Origin of the sequence: Pantoea sp. ACRSC (assembly GCF_022346785.1) — a bacterium.
In the GTDB taxonomy this organism is placed as follows: domain Bacteria; phylum Pseudomonadota; class Gammaproteobacteria; order Enterobacterales; family Enterobacteriaceae; genus Pantoea; species Pantoea alvi.
The window spans coordinates 1-16,413 of the sequence record NZ_JAKRNN010000021.1; the positions used below are offsets into that span (position 1 = coordinate 1).

Here is a 16,413-nt window from a genome sequence, read left to right on the forward strand (position 1 = left end):
AGCACAGCGAGACAACGCGCAACGCGCGGCCCGAAGGGTGAGGCGCAACGCGCCGAATAATCCTTCTCCCACCACCATCCTTGCATTACCTCCCAAATTCAATGTCCTCTCCTGATTTACCCGACAGGCTCGGGGAGAAGGATGAGAAGCTTCGACCGAAGGTTCGGGTCGAGCAGAGCGAGACAACGCGCACCGCACGCATCCCCATGACTTTTTACTGAAAAATCGCTACCATCCGGCGCAACATTCTCAGCACACTGGTGCAGCCATGAAATTTGTTTCATTCAACATCAACGGGTTGCGCGCCCGTCCCCATCAGCTCGAGGCGCTGGTCGAACAGCATCAGCCTGACGTCATCGGCCTGCAGGAAACCAAAGTCCATGACGATATGTTTCCTCTCGAAGAGGTAGCGAAGCTCGGCTATAACGTCTTTTATCACGGCCAGAAAGGCCACTACGGCGTGGCGCTGATGACCAAAGCGCAGCCCGTGTCAGTGCGTCGCGGCTTTCCCGGCGACGATGAAGAGGCGCAGCGCCGCCTGATTATGGCGGAAATTCCGAGCCCGATAGGCGATATCACGGTGATTAACGGCTACTTCCCGCAGGGCGAGAGCCGCGACCATCCGACTAAATTTCCGGCGAAAGAGAAGTTCTATCGCGATCTTCAGGCCTATCTCGAGCAGAGCCTGCTGGCAGACAAGCCGGTGCTGATCATGGGCGATATGAATATCAGCAGCACCGATCTTGATATCGGTATCGGTGAGGAGAGCCGCAAACGCTGGCTGCGCACCGGCAAATGCTCCTTCCTGCCGGAAGAGCGCGAATGGATGGATCGCCTGCTGAAGTGGGGACTGGTAGATACCTTCCGCGACAAAAACCCCGAGGTCAGCGATCGTTTTTCCTGGTTTGACTATCGCTCAAAGGGTTTTGACGACAACCGCGGACTGCGCATCGATCTGCTGCTGGCCAGTCAGCCGCTGGCCGCGCGCTGCGTGGAGACCGGAATCGACTACGCTATCCGCAGCATGGAAAAACCGTCCGACCACGCTCCGGTCTGGTCAACTTTCCATTTCTGATGCGACGGCGTGGCATTGCGCCACGCCGCTTACTTCACAATCTTCCAGATCAGCGGATTGGTGCCGAGTACCTTTTCGTCACGGGCGCACTGCAGCAGCACTCCCTCTGATTTCACTACCGCCCCTTCGCTGTAGTTGCGGTTGTCGAAAATACAGCACTGCTGACAGCTGGGCGCGCTGGTCTGATTTTGCGTCCAGACTTCAGGCGGCATATCCACCACCACATCCGCACTGCCGCCTGCGCCGTACGCCTGCTGATGGCCGTGCGAAGGGCTGGCGACAACCGGCCCGCTTACCAGCGCCGCGATAAAACATAAGCCTGCGAAATAACGCATTACTCGCTCTCCTTCACTTTTCGTTTCGCCGTCCGTTTGGGACGTTTCTTCTGCCCTGAAGCGGGCAGCCCGCGAAAGGCCATCGCGCTGGGCTGCTGGCGCGCCTGATGGATCAGCTCGGTCAGGGTGCCCACCAGCGGCTGCATAAACTCCTCATAGCGGCACGCCTTTTCGCTGATACGCGTCAGGGTCGATTCCCACTGCGCCGTCATATCGGGACGCGCCGCCAGCTCCGGCAGCGAGTGAATCAGTGCCCTCCCCGCGGGCGTCGCGTTAATATAGCGCCCGTTTTTCACCAGGAACGAGCGGCGGAACAGCAGCTCGATAATCCCGGCGCGCGTGGCCTCCGTGCCTAAACCATCGGTCGCGCGCAGCACTTTCTTTAATTCTTTATCCTGCACAAAACGGGCGATGCCGGTCATCGCGGAGAGCAGCGTCGCATCGGTGAACGGGCGCGGCGGCTGCGTCTGCTTCGCCAGCACCTCCCCCCGCTCGCACAGCAGCTCATCATCCTTCGCCACCACCGGCAGCGGCGTGCCGTCGTTCTCTTCGTCGCGCTCTTTGCTGCCCAGCAGCGCGCGCCAGCCCGCTTCGGCAAGAAAACGCGCTTTGGCGATAAACTTCCCGCCCGCAATATCCAGCTCAATAACGCATTTGCGGAAGATGGCGTCGGGACAGAACTGCATCAGATACTGACGGGCAATCAGCGCATAAACGTTCTGCTCGTTCTCCGTCAGCCGCACCGCGCTGGCGCGCGCGGTAGGGATAATGGCGTGGTGCGCATCTACCTTTTTGTCATCCCAGCAGCGGTTACGGCGATCGGCGCTAAAGTCGTCCGGCGGCGTCATGGCGCCCGCGTGCGCCTGGATTGCCTTCAGCACCGCATGGCGGCCGGCGAAGTGCTCTTCTGGCAGATAGCGGCAGTCGGAACGCGGATAGGTGATCAGCTTATGGGTTTCATACAGCTTCTGGCAGGTGTCCAGCACCGTTTGCGCGCTCAGTCCATAGCGCTTTGCCGCTTCGATCTGCAGGCTGGAGAGCGAGAACGGCAGCGGCGCGCCCTCGCCTTCACGCTTGTCGTTGTAGCTGGTGACCCGCGCGGGCTGTCCGGCGATGCGGGCGACCACGTGATCCGCCAGCGCGCGATGCAGCAGCCGCCCCTCTTCATCCTGCCAGGGTTCACAGGCGTCGCTGGGCACCCAGCTGGCGACGAAGCGCTGCTGGTCCGGCGTGACGATATGGGCTTTAACTTCGAAATAATCTTTGGGGACGAAGTTTTCGATCTCTTCGTCGCGGCGCACCACCAGGCCCAGCACCGGCGTCTGCACGCGGCCCACCGACAGCACGCCGTCATAGCCCGCATTGCGGCCCAGCAGCGTCCAGGCGCGCGTCATATTGATGCCGTAAAGCCAGTCGGCACGGGCGCGTGCCAGCGCCGAGACGCAGAGCGGAATAAATTCGCGGTTTTCGCGCAGGCGGCTGACCGCCCGCTGCACCGCCTGTGGATTCAGGTCGTTGATCAGGCAGCGCTGCACGCGGTTGCGCTTTTCCGCCGGCATCTGCAGATAGTCGAGCACTTCATCCACCAGCAGCTGACCTTCGCGGTCGGGGTCGCCCGCATGCACCACTTCGCTGGCCTGCTTCAGCAGCTTCTCTATCACCTTAAGCTGCTTCGCCACCGAGGGACGCGGCTGCAGCTGCCATTTTTGCGGGATAATCGGCAGATCGGCCAGCGACCAGCGCGCGTAGCGGCTGTCATAGCTATCCGGCTGCGCCTGCTCCAGCAGGTGCCCGACGCACCAGGTGACGATCTGATCGTCGCCGCAGGCGATAAAGCCCTCTCCGCGACGATGGGGCTGAGGCAACACATCGGCAATGGCGCGGCCCAGGCTCGGTTTTTCCGCAATAAACAAACGCATAAGTCAGAAAGATCCTTTACTTCAGGGTATGAGGGCCATTCGGCTAACGCGACAGAGGCGCAGCGCTATCTTAGACGTTTCCTGATACGGAGGTAAGCTCTGGCGGGTCACATCTGGATCGGTCGCGCAGGATCCGCGCAACCCGCTTCGCTGCACGGAAAGAGCGACCTCGTCGGTTAGAAATAGCTGACAAAGGGTGCGGTATCGGGATGAACCACGGTGGTGCTCGATTTTAACTGCGGCGTGCCGAGATAGAGGAAACCGACGATAGCATCCTGCTCGCGGCAGTTGAAAGCGCTGCGCACACGCGCATTGTCGGTCCAGGGGCCGCTGCGCCAGATGCCGTTAAAGCCCTGCGCCGCCGCCGCCATCTGCATCGCCATCACCGCGCAGCCCGCCGACACCACCTGCTCCCAGCGCGGCACTTTAGGGTGATCTTCGCAGTGGGCGATAACGGTAATAATCATCGGCGCGCGAAACGGCGAGCGCGCCGCTTTATCGATCGCCTTCTCCTCCAGCTGCGCCTCGCGCGCCGCCTCTTCCAGCAGCGCGCTCAGCCGATCGCGCCCTTCATTCTCGACGATAACAAAACGCCACGGCTGCAGCGACTTATGGTCGGGCGCGCGCATTCCGGCGCGAATAATGTTCTGCAGACTTTCGCCGGCGGGCGCCGGTTCGGTCAGGCGGGAGGCTGAGCGACGATTAATCAGTAATTCAAGTGCATCCATGATTTTCTCCTGATGTCATAACGCGTTGGCTAATCCTGGCACAGCCTGATCTTTTGTAACAGTCCGCCACGATTTCCTGCTGACATTTTCCACGGCGCTCTTTAGGATGAGGACGTCATGGAAGGCGGAGCCGTGCGGCGACCGCTTTCCGCTAGCGAAAATGGAGAGTCTGATGCGCACATTGTGGCGAATTATTGCCGGTCTGTTCCGATGGACATGGCGAGTGCTGAATTTTATCAGGGAGTTTATTCTCAATCTGTTCCTGATCTTTTTAATCCTGGTGGGCGTCGGCATCTGGCTGCAGGTCAGCGGCTCTGGCAACAGCTCGACGCCGGTACAGCAAGGCGCGCTAAAAGTTGATCTCACCGGCGTGCTGGTGGATAAGCCTTCGGTCAGCAATAAGCTGAGCAAACTGGGGCGTCAGCTGCTGGGCGCCAGCAGCGATCGCCTGCAGGAGAACTCGCTGTTCGACGTGGTGGACGCTATCCGCCAGGCGAAGAACGATAAAAATATCACCGGCATGGTGCTGGATCTGCGCGACTTCGCCGGTGGAGACCAGCCCTCTCTGCAATATGTCGGCAAGGCGCTGCGCGAATTCCGCGACAGCGGCAAGCCCATTTTCGCGCTGGGCGACAGCTATAGCCAGGCGCAGTACTATCTCGCCAGCTACGCCAGCAAAATCTATCTCTCGCCGCAGGGCACGGTCGATCTGCACGGCTTCGCCACCAACGGCCTCTACTATAAGACGCTGCTGGACAAGCTGAAGGTCAACTCCCACGTCTTCCGCGTCGGCACCTATAAATCGGCGGTCGAACCTTTCCTGCGCGACGATATGTCTCAGGCGGCGCGCGACGCCGACAGCCGCTGGGTTGGTCAACTCTGGCAGAACTACCTGAATACCGTGGCGGGCAACCGTCAGATCACCCCGGATCAGCTCTTCCCCGGCGCGGCGGCGGTTATCGCTGGTCTTGAGGCGGTAAACGGCGATACCGCCAAATATGCGCTGAACAACAAGCTGGTAGATGTGCTGGACAGCCGCGCGGCGGCCGATCAGGAGCTGGTGAAAACCTTCGGCTGGGATAAAGCCAGCAACGACTATCACAGCGTCAGCATCTATGACTACAACGTGAAACAGCCGACTCAGCAGGATGGCAATATCGCGGTCGTGATGGCGAGCGGCGCGATTATGGACGGCGAAGAGACGCCCGGTAACGTCGGCGGCGACACTACCGCCGCGCAGATCCGCGATGCGCGCCTCGATCCTAAAATCAAGGCGATCATCCTGCGCGTGAACAGCCCGGGCGGCAGCGTTACCGCCTCTGAAGCGATCCGCGAAGAGCTGGCGGCGGCGCACGCGGCAGGCAAGCCTGTTGTCGTCTCCATGGGCGGCATGGCGGCCTCAGGCGGTTACTGGATTTCGACGCCGGCGGACTATATCGTCGCGAACCCGAGCACCCTGACCGGCTCGATCGGCATATTCGGCGTAATCAATACGCTGGAGAACAGCCTGGATAGCATCGGCGTGCATACGGACGGCGTCGCCACCTCGCCGCTGGCGGACGTGGCCTCCACCAAAGCGCTGCCAACCGAAGTGCAGCAGCTGATGCAGCTGACGATTGAAAACGGCTACCGCAACTTTGTGGGTCTGGTCGCCGCCTCGCGTCACAAAACGCCAGAGCAAATCGACGCCATCGCGCAGGGGCACGTCTGGACCGGCAGCGATGCGAAAGCCAACGGTCTGGTGGATGCGCTGGGCGACTTTGACGACGCCGTGAAAAAAGCGGGCGAACTGGCGAAGGTAGCGAAGCCTCAGCTCTCCTGGTATCAGGATCAGCCCGGCATGTTCGATATGCTGCTCAGCCAGGTTAACGCCTCGGCGCAGGCGGTGCTGCCGGACACGCTGAAGGCCTGGCTGCCCGCGCCGATGCTGGACGTAATGAGCACCATGAAGCAGCAGCCTGGCCTGCTGAATAACCTTAACGATCCGCAAAATCGCTATGCGTTCTGTCTGAACTGCGGCGAAGTGCGATGAAGCTCGCAGCCCGGTCGTCGACCGGGCTGCTTTTCCCCCACTTTCCCCTTATACTGCGCGTTTTACGGCAAGTCTGAGTTTCTGATGCAAAAGAAAAATATCTATGTCGCCTATACGGGCGGCACCATCGGCATGCAGCGCTCTGCGCAAGGCTATATCCCGGTTTCAGGTCATCTGCAGCAACAGCTGGCGAATATGCCGGAGTTTCACCGTCCTGAAATGCCTGATTTCACTATCCATGAATACGATCCCCTGATCGACTCCTCCGATATGACGCCCGAAGACTGGCAGTGCATCGCGGAAGATATTCGACAAAATTATGATCGTTACGATGGATTTGTTATCCTGCATGGAACCGATACCATGGCGTTCACCGCCTCGGCGCTGTCGTTTATGCTGGAGAACCTTGCGAAGCCCGTTATCGTTACCGGCTCGCAAATTCCGCTGGCGGAACTGCGCTCTGACGGTCAGCAGAACCTTCTGAACGCGCTCTACGTGGCGGCGAACTACCCCGTGAATGAAGTATCGCTGTTTTTCAACAACCAGCTTTATCGCGGCAACCGCACCACGAAAGCGCATGCGGATGGTTTTAACGCCTTTGCGTCGCCGAACCTCTCCGCTCTGCTGGAGGCGGGCATCCATATTCGCCGGCTGAATACGCCGCCTGCGCCGCAGGGCCAGGGGCCGCTGAAGGTGCATACGATTACGCCACAGCCTATCGGCGTCGTCACCATCTATCCGGGCATCTCGGCAGATGTGGTGCGCAACTTTTTACGCCAGCCGGTAAAAGCGCTGATTCTGCGCTCCTATGGCGTCGGCAATGCGCCGCAGAACGCCGAGTTTCTCGCCGAGCTGCAGCAGGCGAGCGAGCGCGGCATTGTAGTGGTTAACCTGACCCAGTGTATCTCCGGCAAGGTGAACATGGGGGGCTATGCCACCGGCAATGCCCTTGAGCATGCGGGCGTGATAAGCGGATTTGATTTAACGGTGGAAGCCGCGCTAACCAAGCTCCACTTTTTACTGAGTCAGTCGCTCTCCTGCGATGAGATCCGCGCCAGGATGCAGCAAAATTTGCGCGGTGAACTGACCGAAGACTAATTACGGAGCCACCTGTTATGAAGCAGGCCCTCATTATCATCGATATTCAAAACGATTTTTGTCCCGGCGGCCCCATGGCCGTGCATGAAGGCGATATGACCGTGCCGGTCGCCAACCGCTATGCGCGTGAGTTCCGCGCGCGCGGCGAGTGCGTGCTGGCGCTGCAGGACTGGCACCCGGCCAACCACGGCAGCTTCGCCTCGGTGTCGGGCGAGCCGGTCTATACGCTGGGCGAACTCAACGGGCTGGCGCAGATCTGGTGGCCTGATCACGGCATTCAGGGTTCCGCTGGCGCCGAGCTGCATCCCGGCCTTGACCGCAATCTGATCGATGCGGTGTTTCACAAGGGACAGGATGTTGACGTCGACAGCTACAGCGCCTTTTTCGACAACGGCCATCGGCGTAAAACCGAGCTGGATAGCTGGCTGCAGGCGCGCGGCATCACCCATCTGGTTATGCTCGGCATCGCAACGGACTACTGCGTGAAATACAGCGTGCTGGACGCGCTGGAGCTGGGTTATCAGGTGACGGTGGTGAAGGAAGGCTGTCGCGGGGTCAATCTCAGCCCGGAAGACAGCGATATCGCGTTCGCCCAGATGAAGGCGCAGGGCGCGGTGCTGATCTAGCGGACCAGCCTGAATAAGGCCGACGTCACGTCGGCCTTCTGCTCAGTGCAGATTGATGCGCGTAATCTCTGCGTCGATACCGAACTCTTCCTTCAGCTCTCGCTTCGATTTTGTCACCATCTCACCGCCCTTACCGATACTCATATGCTGCGGCGACGCATTGTGGCGCGCCTGATAGAGCATCACCAGCTGCAGGCAGTTATCGCGCTGCTCCTGCGACAGCGCCACGCCGTCCGGCCATTTCCCGGTTTCTACCGCCGTTGCCAGCCGTTCATAAACCTCAGGCGTCATGGCGTCGACCATAGCGTCAAGCTGTTGTTTCATTCTTCACCCCTGCTTCTGGTCGCCCTGCTCGTCGGTAAAGCTCAGCGATGCCGAGTTCACGCAGTAGCGCTCGCCGGTTGGCTGCGGGCCGTCCGGGAAGACGTGTCCCAGGTGTGCGTCGCAGTTATTGCAGCGGATCTCGATGCGGTGCATGCCGTGAGAGTCATCTTCCAGATAGCGAATCGCATCGTCGCTCACCGGCTGGTAGAAGCTCGGCCAGCCGCAGCCGGAGTCATACTTAGTTTCCGAGAGAAACAGCGGCGCGTTGCAGACCAGACAGTGATAGATGCCTTCCTGCTTGTTGTGCAGAAGCGCGCCGCTAAAAGGCGGTTCCGTACCGCGCTGCTGGGTAACATAGCGCTGCATTTCAGACAATTGCGCAATTTTTGCTTCGGATGCGGTTTCTTTAGCCATTTGAGTGGTTCCGGAGAGTGTCATTCTGAAAAAATCGTCTACTATTCTAACAAATGAATAACATTGCCGGGGCCTTTTTCGTGCTTAGCGGCCATACTTTCCTTTCGCAGCGCAGATTTGTGATATCGATCACCTTTTACTGGCGCTATCCCTTTATATTCAGCGATTGGGTTTTGACATCATCTCAACACGCTTGTTGCGCAAGCGGTTGCGCAACAAATTATTCCTGTCGAACGGATTGACCTGTCGCAACTATTGACACGATTCCGCTTGACGCCTGGTAAGGTTTTTGTAATTTTACAGCCAACCTTTTATTCACTAACAAATAGCTGGTGGAATATATGACTATCAAAGTAGGTATCAACGGTTTTGGTCGTATCGGCCGTATCGTTTTCCGTGCTGCTCAGCAGCGTTCTGACATCGAAATCGTTGCGATCAACGACCTGTTAGACGCGGACTACATGGCATACATGCTGAAGTACGACTCAACGCACGGCCGCTTCAACGGCACCGTTGAAGTACAGGACGGCGCGCTGATCGTTAACGGCAAAAAAATCCGCGTTACCTCTGAGAAAGACCCGGCTAACCTGAAGTGGGACGAAGTAGGCGTTGACGTTGTTGCTGAAGCGACCGGCATCTTCCTGACTGACGAAACCGCACGTAAACACATCACTGCCGGCGCGAAAAAAGTCGTGCTGACCGGTCCGTCTAAAGATGACACCCCGATGTTCGTTCGCGGTGCTAACTTCGACAAATATGCCGGACAGGACATCGTTTCTAACGCTTCCTGCACCACTAATTGCCTGGCACCGCTGGCGAAAGTCATTAACGACAAATTCGGCATCGTCGAAGGTCTGATGACCACCGTTCACGCTACCACCGCTACGCAGAAAACCGTTGACGGCCCGTCTCACAAAGACTGGCGCGGCGGCCGCGGCGCATCTCAGAACATCATCCCGTCTTCTACTGGCGCAGCGAAAGCCGTGGGCAAAGTCCTGCCGGAGCTGAACGGTAAACTGACTGGTATGGCGTTCCGCGTACCGACTCCGAACGTCTCTGTTGTAGACCTGACTGTTCGTCTGGAAAAAGCGGCTTCCTACAAAGAAATTTGTGCAGCGATTAAAGCAGCTGCGGAAGGCGAAATGAAAGACGTGCTGGGCTACGTTGAAGACGACGTTGTTTCTACCGACTTCAACGGCGAAGTACTGACTTCTGTGTTCGACGCCAAAGCGGGCATCGCGCTGAACGACAACTTCGTGAAACTGGTTTCCTGGTATGACAACGAAACCGGCTACTCAAACAAAGTTCTCGACCTGATCGCGCTGGTTGCAAAATAAGCAGCCCGGCCATGACAGATAACAAGGGCGACTTCGGTCGCCCTTTTTTTTCGTAGCAACAGGAAGGATTCGGTTATGCAGGATAAAATTTTCTCGCTGCCCGTGGTGAAGCAAATCTCCCCCTACCTCTCGCAGCGTCAGCTGGGCGATCTGCCGGTGATTGTCGTAAGCCACCCTCAGGTGCGTGCTGCGGTGACGCTTCAGGGCGCGCACCTTATCGCCTGGCAGCCGAGCGGCGAAAAGCCGGTTATCTGGCTGAGCGAAAAGTCTCTCTTCGCTCCCGGTAAAGCCATCCGCGGCGGCGTGCCGATCTGCTGGCCGTGGTTTGGGCCGGAAGGCGAGCCAGCGCACGGTTTCGCCCGTAATCAGCCCTGGACGCTGTCGGCGCATGATGAGAACGAAGAAAACGTTATGCTGACCTTCGTGCTGGAAAGCACGGCGCAGACGAAAAAGCTATGGCCGCATGACTTCACCCTCTTTGCCCGTTTCCGTCTTGGCAGGCACTGCGAAATCGAGCTTGAAGCCCACGGCGATTTCAACGCCACCGGCGCGCTGCACAGCTATTTCCAGGTGGCCGATATCGCGGGCGTAGAGGTAAGCGGGCTGGGGTCAAACTTTATCGATAAAGTAGATAACAACAGCGAACAGACCTCCAGCGGTAAGCAGACCTATCCGGGCCGCATCGACCGTATCTTCACCCAGCCGGAAGATTGCTCGCTGATTCAGGACAAGCAGGGGCAGCGCGTGATTGAGGTCTATCACCATCATCACAGCGACGTGGTGACCTGGAACCCTGGCGTCGAGCTCTCCTGCAGCATGGCGGACATGCCCAATGACGGTTATAAGACCATGGTTTGCGTAGAGACGGCCCGCATTTCGAAACCGATGCGCAGCGCGGGCGAAAAACCGGCACGGCTGGCAACCACCTTCCGTCTGCGGCAGAAAGTTTAAAACAGCTCAGGCGATGGCCTGAATGAAAAGTGGGTGATGCAGATTGCGACGCCTTCCGCGCCTGAATGCGCCAGGGGTCGGCGTCACTCAGCACGGCGCCTTACCTGAGTAAGGCGCCTGTTGCTTCAGCGTCAGACGACATCCAGCGGCATCTTGTGCTGCGGCGGCGGAAACGCTTTATTAATCCGCGCCAGCTCCTCGTCGCTTAGCCTGACGTGCAGCGCAGCGGCATTCTCTTTCACATGCGCCTGCGAACTCGCCTTCGGGATCGCCATAACGCCCTCTTTGCGGATCACCCACGCCAGCAGCAGCTGCGCTACGCTAATGCCCTTCTGTTGTGCAATATCCACCAGCGTCCCGTCCGAAAAGAGCGCCTGACGCAGCCTTCCCGCCTGCGCCAGCGGACAATAGGCCATTACCGGCATCTGATGCTGCTGGCACGCAGGAAGCAGATCGAACTCAATGCCGCGCGATGCGAGATGATACAGCACCTGATTGGTGGCGCAGCGTGGGCCGCCCGGCTCCTCCAGCAGCTCCTGCAGGTCGTCGACGTCAAAATTAGAGACACCCCAGCGCAGAATTTTGCCCTGCTGCTGCAGCCTCTCCATCGCTCGAATCGTCTCTTCAAGCGGCACGTTGCCGCGCCAGTGCAGCAAATAGAGATCCAGCCGATCGGTGCCGAGCCGCCGCAGGCTGCGCTCGCAGGCGTCAACGGCGTCTGTTTCGCCGGCGTTCCAGGGGTAAACCTTAGAGACGAGAAACGCCTCGTCGCGTCGTCCGCGCAGCGCCTCGCCCACCACCTCTTCCGCACCGCCGTCCGCATACATCTCGGCGGTATCAATCAGCGTTAGCCCCGCATCAAGGCCCGCCTGCAGCGCAGCGACCTCTTCACGGCGGCGCGCGGCCTCCTCGCCCATATACCAGGTGCCCTGACCTATCGCGGGTAGTCGTATGTGGTCATCAAAAGCGATTGCTTTGTCCATCCCATGCTCCTGCATCACATCAGGGCACCCTTTTGGAGCCTGGTTAAGGAATTGCCTCGTAACGGTGCCGATCAGAAGGTATAGCTGATACCGGTCCAGAGGGTGGTCTGCCCGCTCTTGTCGATCGTCGGGCTGTCTTTGATCTCGCTGTCAAAACGGGTGTAGCGTCCCACCAGGCTGGCGTTCCACTGCGGCGAGATCTGATAGCTGGCGCTCAGTTCGACGTAAGGAGACCAGCTGTCGTCTGGCTGATAACGGTTGATGCCGGTACGCGCGGACTCATGGCTGGAGACGCCATAGTAGTAGCGGTTCTGATTGGCGCTGTTCCACATCGCCCCGATGCCCGGCGTCAGGCTGAAATCGCCAAAGTTAAAGCGATAAAGGTAGGTTATATCCCAGATAATGCCGTTGCTGTTGTTCAGCACATCACCCAGCAGCGCCGTGCGCAGGATGCCCCACTCCGCCATATGGGTGTAGGTGGCACCGCCCATCAGCGTCATGCGACGCTTATCAAGACCCTTCATATCGCCGAGGTCGTTATCGCCCGGATCGTACTGCTGCGGTGAACCGAGCAGCGTCAGAGAGAGCTGATTTTGCGGATCTTTCCACAGGTAGTAGCCCCCCTGCAGAGAATGAAACCAGAAGTTATCGCCCTCGTAATTAATAACCGGAACCGGGATATAGCGGTCCTGTCCGCCACGATAGGGAGACTGCGCGTAGAGCACTGATGCACCCAGCGACAAGGATTCCGCAGCGGCGGTGTGAGCAAAAAAAAGAGCACAAATAATCGCGGCAGGCGCGTTAAGTTTGAATTGGTTCACAATTTATTTCTTCCATAAATATAAAAATCAGTACGAAGTTTAACGATTTTTGCTCGCCGGTTTAACCATTATCTGAGGTGCGCTCTGACAGAGCGACTAAAAGCGGCACATCTGCCGGATTCTACTCTCTTTTCCCGTAGGTTGACGCAAAGCTCGCTTTGCAACAATCTGACTTTGTTATTGATATATCGCCAGATAGTAAAATTATGCGGAGGAAATTTCCTAAATGCCTTCTACAGTTAAAAGTAAGCCGTGAGTCTTAGTACGAGCAGAGTAACCATAAGAAGTGTGTACCCCGATAACAATACATCAGGTTGGCATAAGGGTTGCTGTACTCAAATGAGAATATCTTCCGGGAGCTGCATGAGCCTTTAATTACGCTCCTTTACCTGTGCTAAAAACGAAAGGACGGGCATCGCTATGAATATATTCGATCACTATCGTCAGCGTTATGAAGCTGCCAAGGACGAAGAGTTCACACTGCAGGAATTTCTTGCAATCTGTAAGCAGGATCGCAGTGCATACGCCAACGCCGCAGAGCGACTCTTAATGGCTATAGGTGAGCCAGTAATGGTCGATACTGCCCAGGAGCCACGCCTTTCCAGAATATTCTCCAACCGTGTGATTGGCCGCTATCCGGCCTTTGAAGAGTTCTATGGCATGGAAGAGGCTATAGAGCAGATCGTTTCCTATCTGAAACATGCCGCTCAGGGTCTGGAGGAGAGAAAACAGATCCTTTACCTGCTGGGGCCGGTCGGCGGCGGTAAGTCCTCGCTGGCGGAGCGTCTGAAAGCGCTGATGCAGCGCGTGCCTATCTATGTGCTGAGCGCCGACGGCGAACGCAGCCCGGTCAACGATCATCCGCTCTGCCTGTTTAACCCGCAGGAAGACGCCAACATTCTTGAAAAAGAGTACAACGTGCCGCGTCGCTATCTCGGCACCATTATGTCGCCCTGGGCGGCGAAACGGCTGCATGAGTTCGGCGGCGATATCACCCGCTTCAAGGTGGTGAAGGTCTGGCCATCGATTCTTGAACAGCTGGCCATCGCCAAAACCGAGCCTGGCGACGAGAACAACCAGGATATCTCCGCGCTGGTGGGTAAAGTGGATATCCGCAAGCTGGAGAACCACGCGCAGAACGATCCCGACGCCTACGGCTACTCTGGTGCGCTCTGCCGCGCTAACCAGGGGATTATGGAATTCGTTGAGATGTTCAAAGCGCCAATCAAGGTGCTGCACCCGCTGCTGACCGCGACGCAGGAAGGCAACTACAATGGTACAGAGGGGATTTCGGCGCTGCCGTTTAACGGCATCATCCTGGCGCACTCCAACGAATCGGAATGGGTAACCTTCCGCAACAACAAAAACAATGAGGCGTTTCTTGACCGTGTCTATATCGTCAAGGTGCCTTACTGCCTGCGCGTTTCCGAAGAGATCAAAATCTACGAGAAACTGCTTAACCACAGTGAACTGGCCACCGCGCCCTGCGCGCCCGGTACGCTGGAAACGCTGGCCCGCTTCTCGATTCTGTCGCGCCTGAAAGAGCCGGAAAACTCCAGCATCTACTCGAAGATGCGCGTCTATGACGGGGAAAGCCTGAAGGACACCGATCCGAAAGCGAAATCCTGGCAGGAGTATCACGACTACTCCGGCGTGGATGAGGGCATGAACGGCCTCTCCACCCGCTTTGCGTTTAAGATCCTGTCGCGCGTGTTTAACTTCGACCACAACGAAGTGGCGGCGAACCCGGTGCATCTCTTCTATGTGCTGGAGCAGCAGATTGAGCGCGAGCAGTTCCCGCAGGAGCAGGCAGAGAAGTATCTGGAGCACCTGAAAGGCTATCTGATCCCCAAATACGCTGAGTTTATCGGCAAGGAGATCCAGACCGCCTATCTGGAGTCCTACTCTGAATATGGCCAAAACATTTTTGACCGCTATGTGACCTACGCCGATTTCTGGATTCAGGATCAGGAGTACCGCGATCCCGATACCGGACAGCTGTTCGACCGCGAGTCGCTGAATGCGGAACTGGAAAAAATCGAGAAGCCGGCCGGGATCAGCAACCCGAAAGATTTCCGCAATGAGATTGTGAACTTCGTGCTGCGCGCCCGCGCGCAGAACAACGGCCGCAATCCTAACTGGACCAGTTACGAGAAGCTGCGCACCGTGATTGAGAAGAAAATGTTCTCAAATACTGAGGAGCTGCTGCCGGTTATCTCGTTCAATACCAAAACCTCCACGGATGAACAGAAAAAACATGACGATTTCGTCGAGCGCATGATGGAGAAAGGCTATACCCGCAAGCAGGTGCGTCTGCTGTGCGAATGGTATCTGCGCGTGCGTAAATCGTCCTAATCACAACGCGTAAGCACGTTGATGCGCTGGCATTAATACCCATAAGGTCGGGCTGCTGCCCGACCTGCTTACAACGTTTGGGGGAGTTTTATGGCCTACTTCATCGATCGGCGACTCAACGGCAAAAATAAAAGCGCAGTCAACAGACAGCGCTTTTTGCGCCGTTATAAGTCGCAAATCAAACAGTCCATCTCGGAGGCCATCAATAAGCGTTCGGTAACCGACGTTGAAAGTGGCGAATCCGTTTCGATTCCAGTGGACGATATTAACGAACCGATTTTCCATCAGGGCCGCGGCGGCAGTCGTCATCGCGTCCATCCCGGCAACGATCACTTCGTGCAGAACGACCGTATCGAGCGGCCTCAGGGCGGCGGTGGCGGTGGCGGCAGCGGTCAGGGCAACGCCAGCCAGGATGGCGAGGGCCAGGATGAGTTCGTTTTCCAGATTTCCAAAGATGAGTATCTTGATCTGCTGTTTGAAGATCTGGCGCTGCCGAATCTGCGTAAAAACCAGCATCGCCAGCTTAACGAATATAAAACCCATCGCGCCGGTTTTACCTCCAACGGCGTACCCGCCAATATCAGCGTGGTACGGTCGCTGCAAAACTCGCTGGCGAGACGCACCGCGATGACCGCAGGCAAGCGCCGTATGATGCATGAGCTGGAAGAGGCGCTGACGGCGATTGAGAAAGCGGAGCCGGCGCAGCTGCTGGAAGAGGAGCGCCTGCGCAAAGAGATCGCCGAACTGCGCGCGCGTATCGAGCGAGTGCCCTTTATCGACACCTTCGACCTGCGCTACAAAAACTTTGAAAAACGGCCTGAACCCTCCAGTCAGGCGGTAATGTTCTGCCTGATGGACGTCTCAGGCTCAATGGATCAGGCGACGAAGGATATGGCGAAGCGTTTCTATATTCTGCTCTACCTGTTCCTGAGCCGGACCTATAAAAACGTGGACGTGGTCTATATTCGCCACCATACCCAGGCGAAAGAAGTGGATGAGCAGGAGTTCTTCTATTCGCAGGAAACCGGCGGCACTATCGTCTCCAGCGCCCTGAAGCTGATGGATGAGGTGGTGAAAGAGCGTTACGACCCGGCGCAGTGGAATATCTATGCGGCGCAGGCGTCGGACGGCGATAACTGGGCGGACGATTCGCCGCTGTGCCACGAGATACTGGCGAAGAATATTTTACCGGTGGTGCGCTACTACAGCTATATCGAAATTACCCGACGCGCGCACCAGACGCTGTGGCGTGAATATGAACATCTGCAGGCGGTTTTTGATAATTTCGCCATCCAGCATATCCGCGAGCCGGAAGATATCTATCCGGTGTTTCGCGAGCTGTTTCACAAACAGGCAGCGGAAGCCTGATGCTCTGAGCCGGTCGCTGACCGGCTTTTTTATTTAATCCCGCAAAT

Annotated in this window: 15 protein-coding genes and 1 other RNA gene; 9 read left to right on the forward strand and 7 right to left on the reverse strand. The window is 57.5% G+C overall.

Going from position 1 to position 16,413, the window contains the following annotated elements; all coding sequences use genetic code 11:
• Both MHZ97_RS17620 and xthA read left to right on the forward strand, forming a co-directional pair.
• Nucleotides 1–77: non-coding RNA, RtT sRNA (locus tag MHZ97_RS17620), on the forward strand; the annotation flags it as partial.
• A gap of 191 nt (nucleotides 78–268) precedes the next feature.
• Entirely contained in the window at nucleotides 269–1,075 is an 807-nt protein-coding gene (gene xthA / locus MHZ97_RS17625; RefSeq protein WP_239315257.1) for an exodeoxyribonuclease III, read from the forward strand.
• 29 nt (nucleotides 1,076–1,104) lie between these two features.
• On the opposite strand, the gene MHZ97_RS17630 is transcribed toward xthA, so the two are convergent.
• From MHZ97_RS17630 to MHZ97_RS17640, 3 genes are all read right to left on the reverse strand, one after another.
• Nucleotides 1,105–1,410 carry a YnjH family protein gene (locus MHZ97_RS17630; protein WP_239315258.1) on the reverse strand — a complete coding sequence of 102 codons (306 nt, stop codon included), beginning with the start codon at nucleotides 1,408–1,410 and terminating at the stop codon, nucleotides 1,105–1,107.
• Complete coding sequence (locus tag MHZ97_RS17635) at nucleotides 1,410–3,329, reverse strand: DNA topoisomerase III (protein ID WP_103796008.1); 1,920 nt, start codon at nucleotides 3,327–3,329, stop codon at nucleotides 1,410–1,412. Before MHZ97_RS17635 ends, MHZ97_RS17630 begins: the two co-directional genes overlap by 1 nt.
• 176 nt (nucleotides 3,330–3,505) lie before the next feature.
• Complete coding sequence (locus MHZ97_RS17640; RefSeq protein ID WP_033791182.1) at nucleotides 3,506–4,057, reverse strand: NAD(P)H nitroreductase; 552 nt, start codon at nucleotides 4,055–4,057, stop codon at nucleotides 3,506–3,508.
• Nucleotides 4,058–4,229: 172 nt separating this feature from the next.
• On the opposite strand from MHZ97_RS17640, the gene sppA reads away from it, so the two are divergent.
• From sppA to pncA, 3 genes are all read left to right on the forward strand, one after another.
• Nucleotides 4,230–6,089 (forward strand): signal peptide peptidase SppA, encoded by a 1,860-nt coding sequence (gene sppA, locus MHZ97_RS17645; RefSeq protein ID WP_239315259.1) that lies wholly within the window; start codon nucleotides 4,230–4,232, stop codon nucleotides 6,087–6,089.
• 84 nt (nucleotides 6,090–6,173) lie between these two features.
• Nucleotides 6,174–7,187, forward strand: coding sequence for an asparaginase (ansA, locus tag MHZ97_RS17650; RefSeq protein WP_103796009.1), 1,014 nt, complete (start codon nucleotides 6,174–6,176; stop codon nucleotides 7,185–7,187).
• Between the two features lie 17 nt (nucleotides 7,188–7,204).
• Nucleotides 7,205–7,813, forward strand: coding sequence for a bifunctional nicotinamidase/pyrazinamidase (gene pncA, locus MHZ97_RS17655; protein ID WP_033791187.1), 609 nt, complete (start codon nucleotides 7,205–7,207; stop codon nucleotides 7,811–7,813).
• 42 nt (nucleotides 7,814–7,855) lie between these two features.
• Here pncA and MHZ97_RS17660 read toward each other — a convergent pair whose 3' ends face one another.
• The gene (locus MHZ97_RS17660) at nucleotides 7,856–8,137 is read right to left on the reverse strand and encodes a YeaC family protein (protein WP_103796010.1); all 282 of its coding nucleotides are present in this window, start codon (nucleotides 8,135–8,137) and stop codon (nucleotides 7,856–7,858) included.
• Nucleotides 8,138–8,140: 3 nt separating this feature from the next.
• The gene (gene msrB / locus MHZ97_RS17665) at nucleotides 8,141–8,551 is read right to left on the reverse strand and encodes a peptide-methionine (R)-S-oxide reductase MsrB (RefSeq protein WP_103796011.1); all 411 of its coding nucleotides are present in this window, start codon (nucleotides 8,549–8,551) and stop codon (nucleotides 8,141–8,143) included.
• 341 nt (nucleotides 8,552–8,892) lie between these two features.
• Between msrB and gapA the strand changes: the two genes are divergently transcribed.
• Together gapA and MHZ97_RS17675 are read left to right on the forward strand one after the other, a co-directional pair.
• Entirely contained in the window at nucleotides 8,893–9,888 is a 996-nt protein-coding gene (gene gapA, locus MHZ97_RS17670; RefSeq protein WP_103796012.1) for a glyceraldehyde-3-phosphate dehydrogenase, read from the forward strand.
• 75 nt (nucleotides 9,889–9,963) lie between these two features.
• The gene (locus MHZ97_RS17675) at nucleotides 9,964–10,839 is read left to right on the forward strand and encodes a D-hexose-6-phosphate mutarotase (RefSeq protein WP_239315260.1); all 876 of its coding nucleotides are present in this window, start codon (nucleotides 9,964–9,966) and stop codon (nucleotides 10,837–10,839) included.
• Between the two features lie 131 nt (nucleotides 10,840–10,970).
• On the opposite strand, the gene MHZ97_RS17680 is transcribed toward MHZ97_RS17675, so the two are convergent.
• Nucleotides 10,971–11,822, reverse strand: a complete 852-nt coding sequence (locus MHZ97_RS17680) for an aldo/keto reductase (protein ID WP_103796014.1) — start codon at nucleotides 11,820–11,822, stop codon at nucleotides 10,971–10,973.
• Nucleotides 11,823–11,893: 71 nt separating this feature from the next.
• Nucleotides 11,894–12,643, reverse strand: a complete 750-nt coding sequence (locus tag MHZ97_RS17685) for a MipA/OmpV family protein (RefSeq protein WP_374044264.1) — start codon at nucleotides 12,641–12,643, stop codon at nucleotides 11,894–11,896.
• A gap of 420 nt (nucleotides 12,644–13,063) precedes the next feature.
• Between MHZ97_RS17685 and yeaG the strand changes: the two genes are divergently transcribed.
• The gene (yeaG, locus tag MHZ97_RS17690) at nucleotides 13,064–14,998 is read left to right on the forward strand and encodes a protein kinase YeaG (protein ID WP_224481732.1); all 1,935 of its coding nucleotides are present in this window, start codon (nucleotides 13,064–13,066) and stop codon (nucleotides 14,996–14,998) included.
• 90 nt (nucleotides 14,999–15,088) lie between these two features.
• Nucleotides 15,089–16,366: a YeaH/YhbH family protein gene (locus tag MHZ97_RS17695; protein WP_103796017.1), complete on the forward strand. Its 1,278-nt coding sequence runs from the start codon at nucleotides 15,089–15,091 to the stop codon at nucleotides 16,364–16,366.
• Nucleotides 16,367–16,413: the final 47 nt, after the last annotated feature.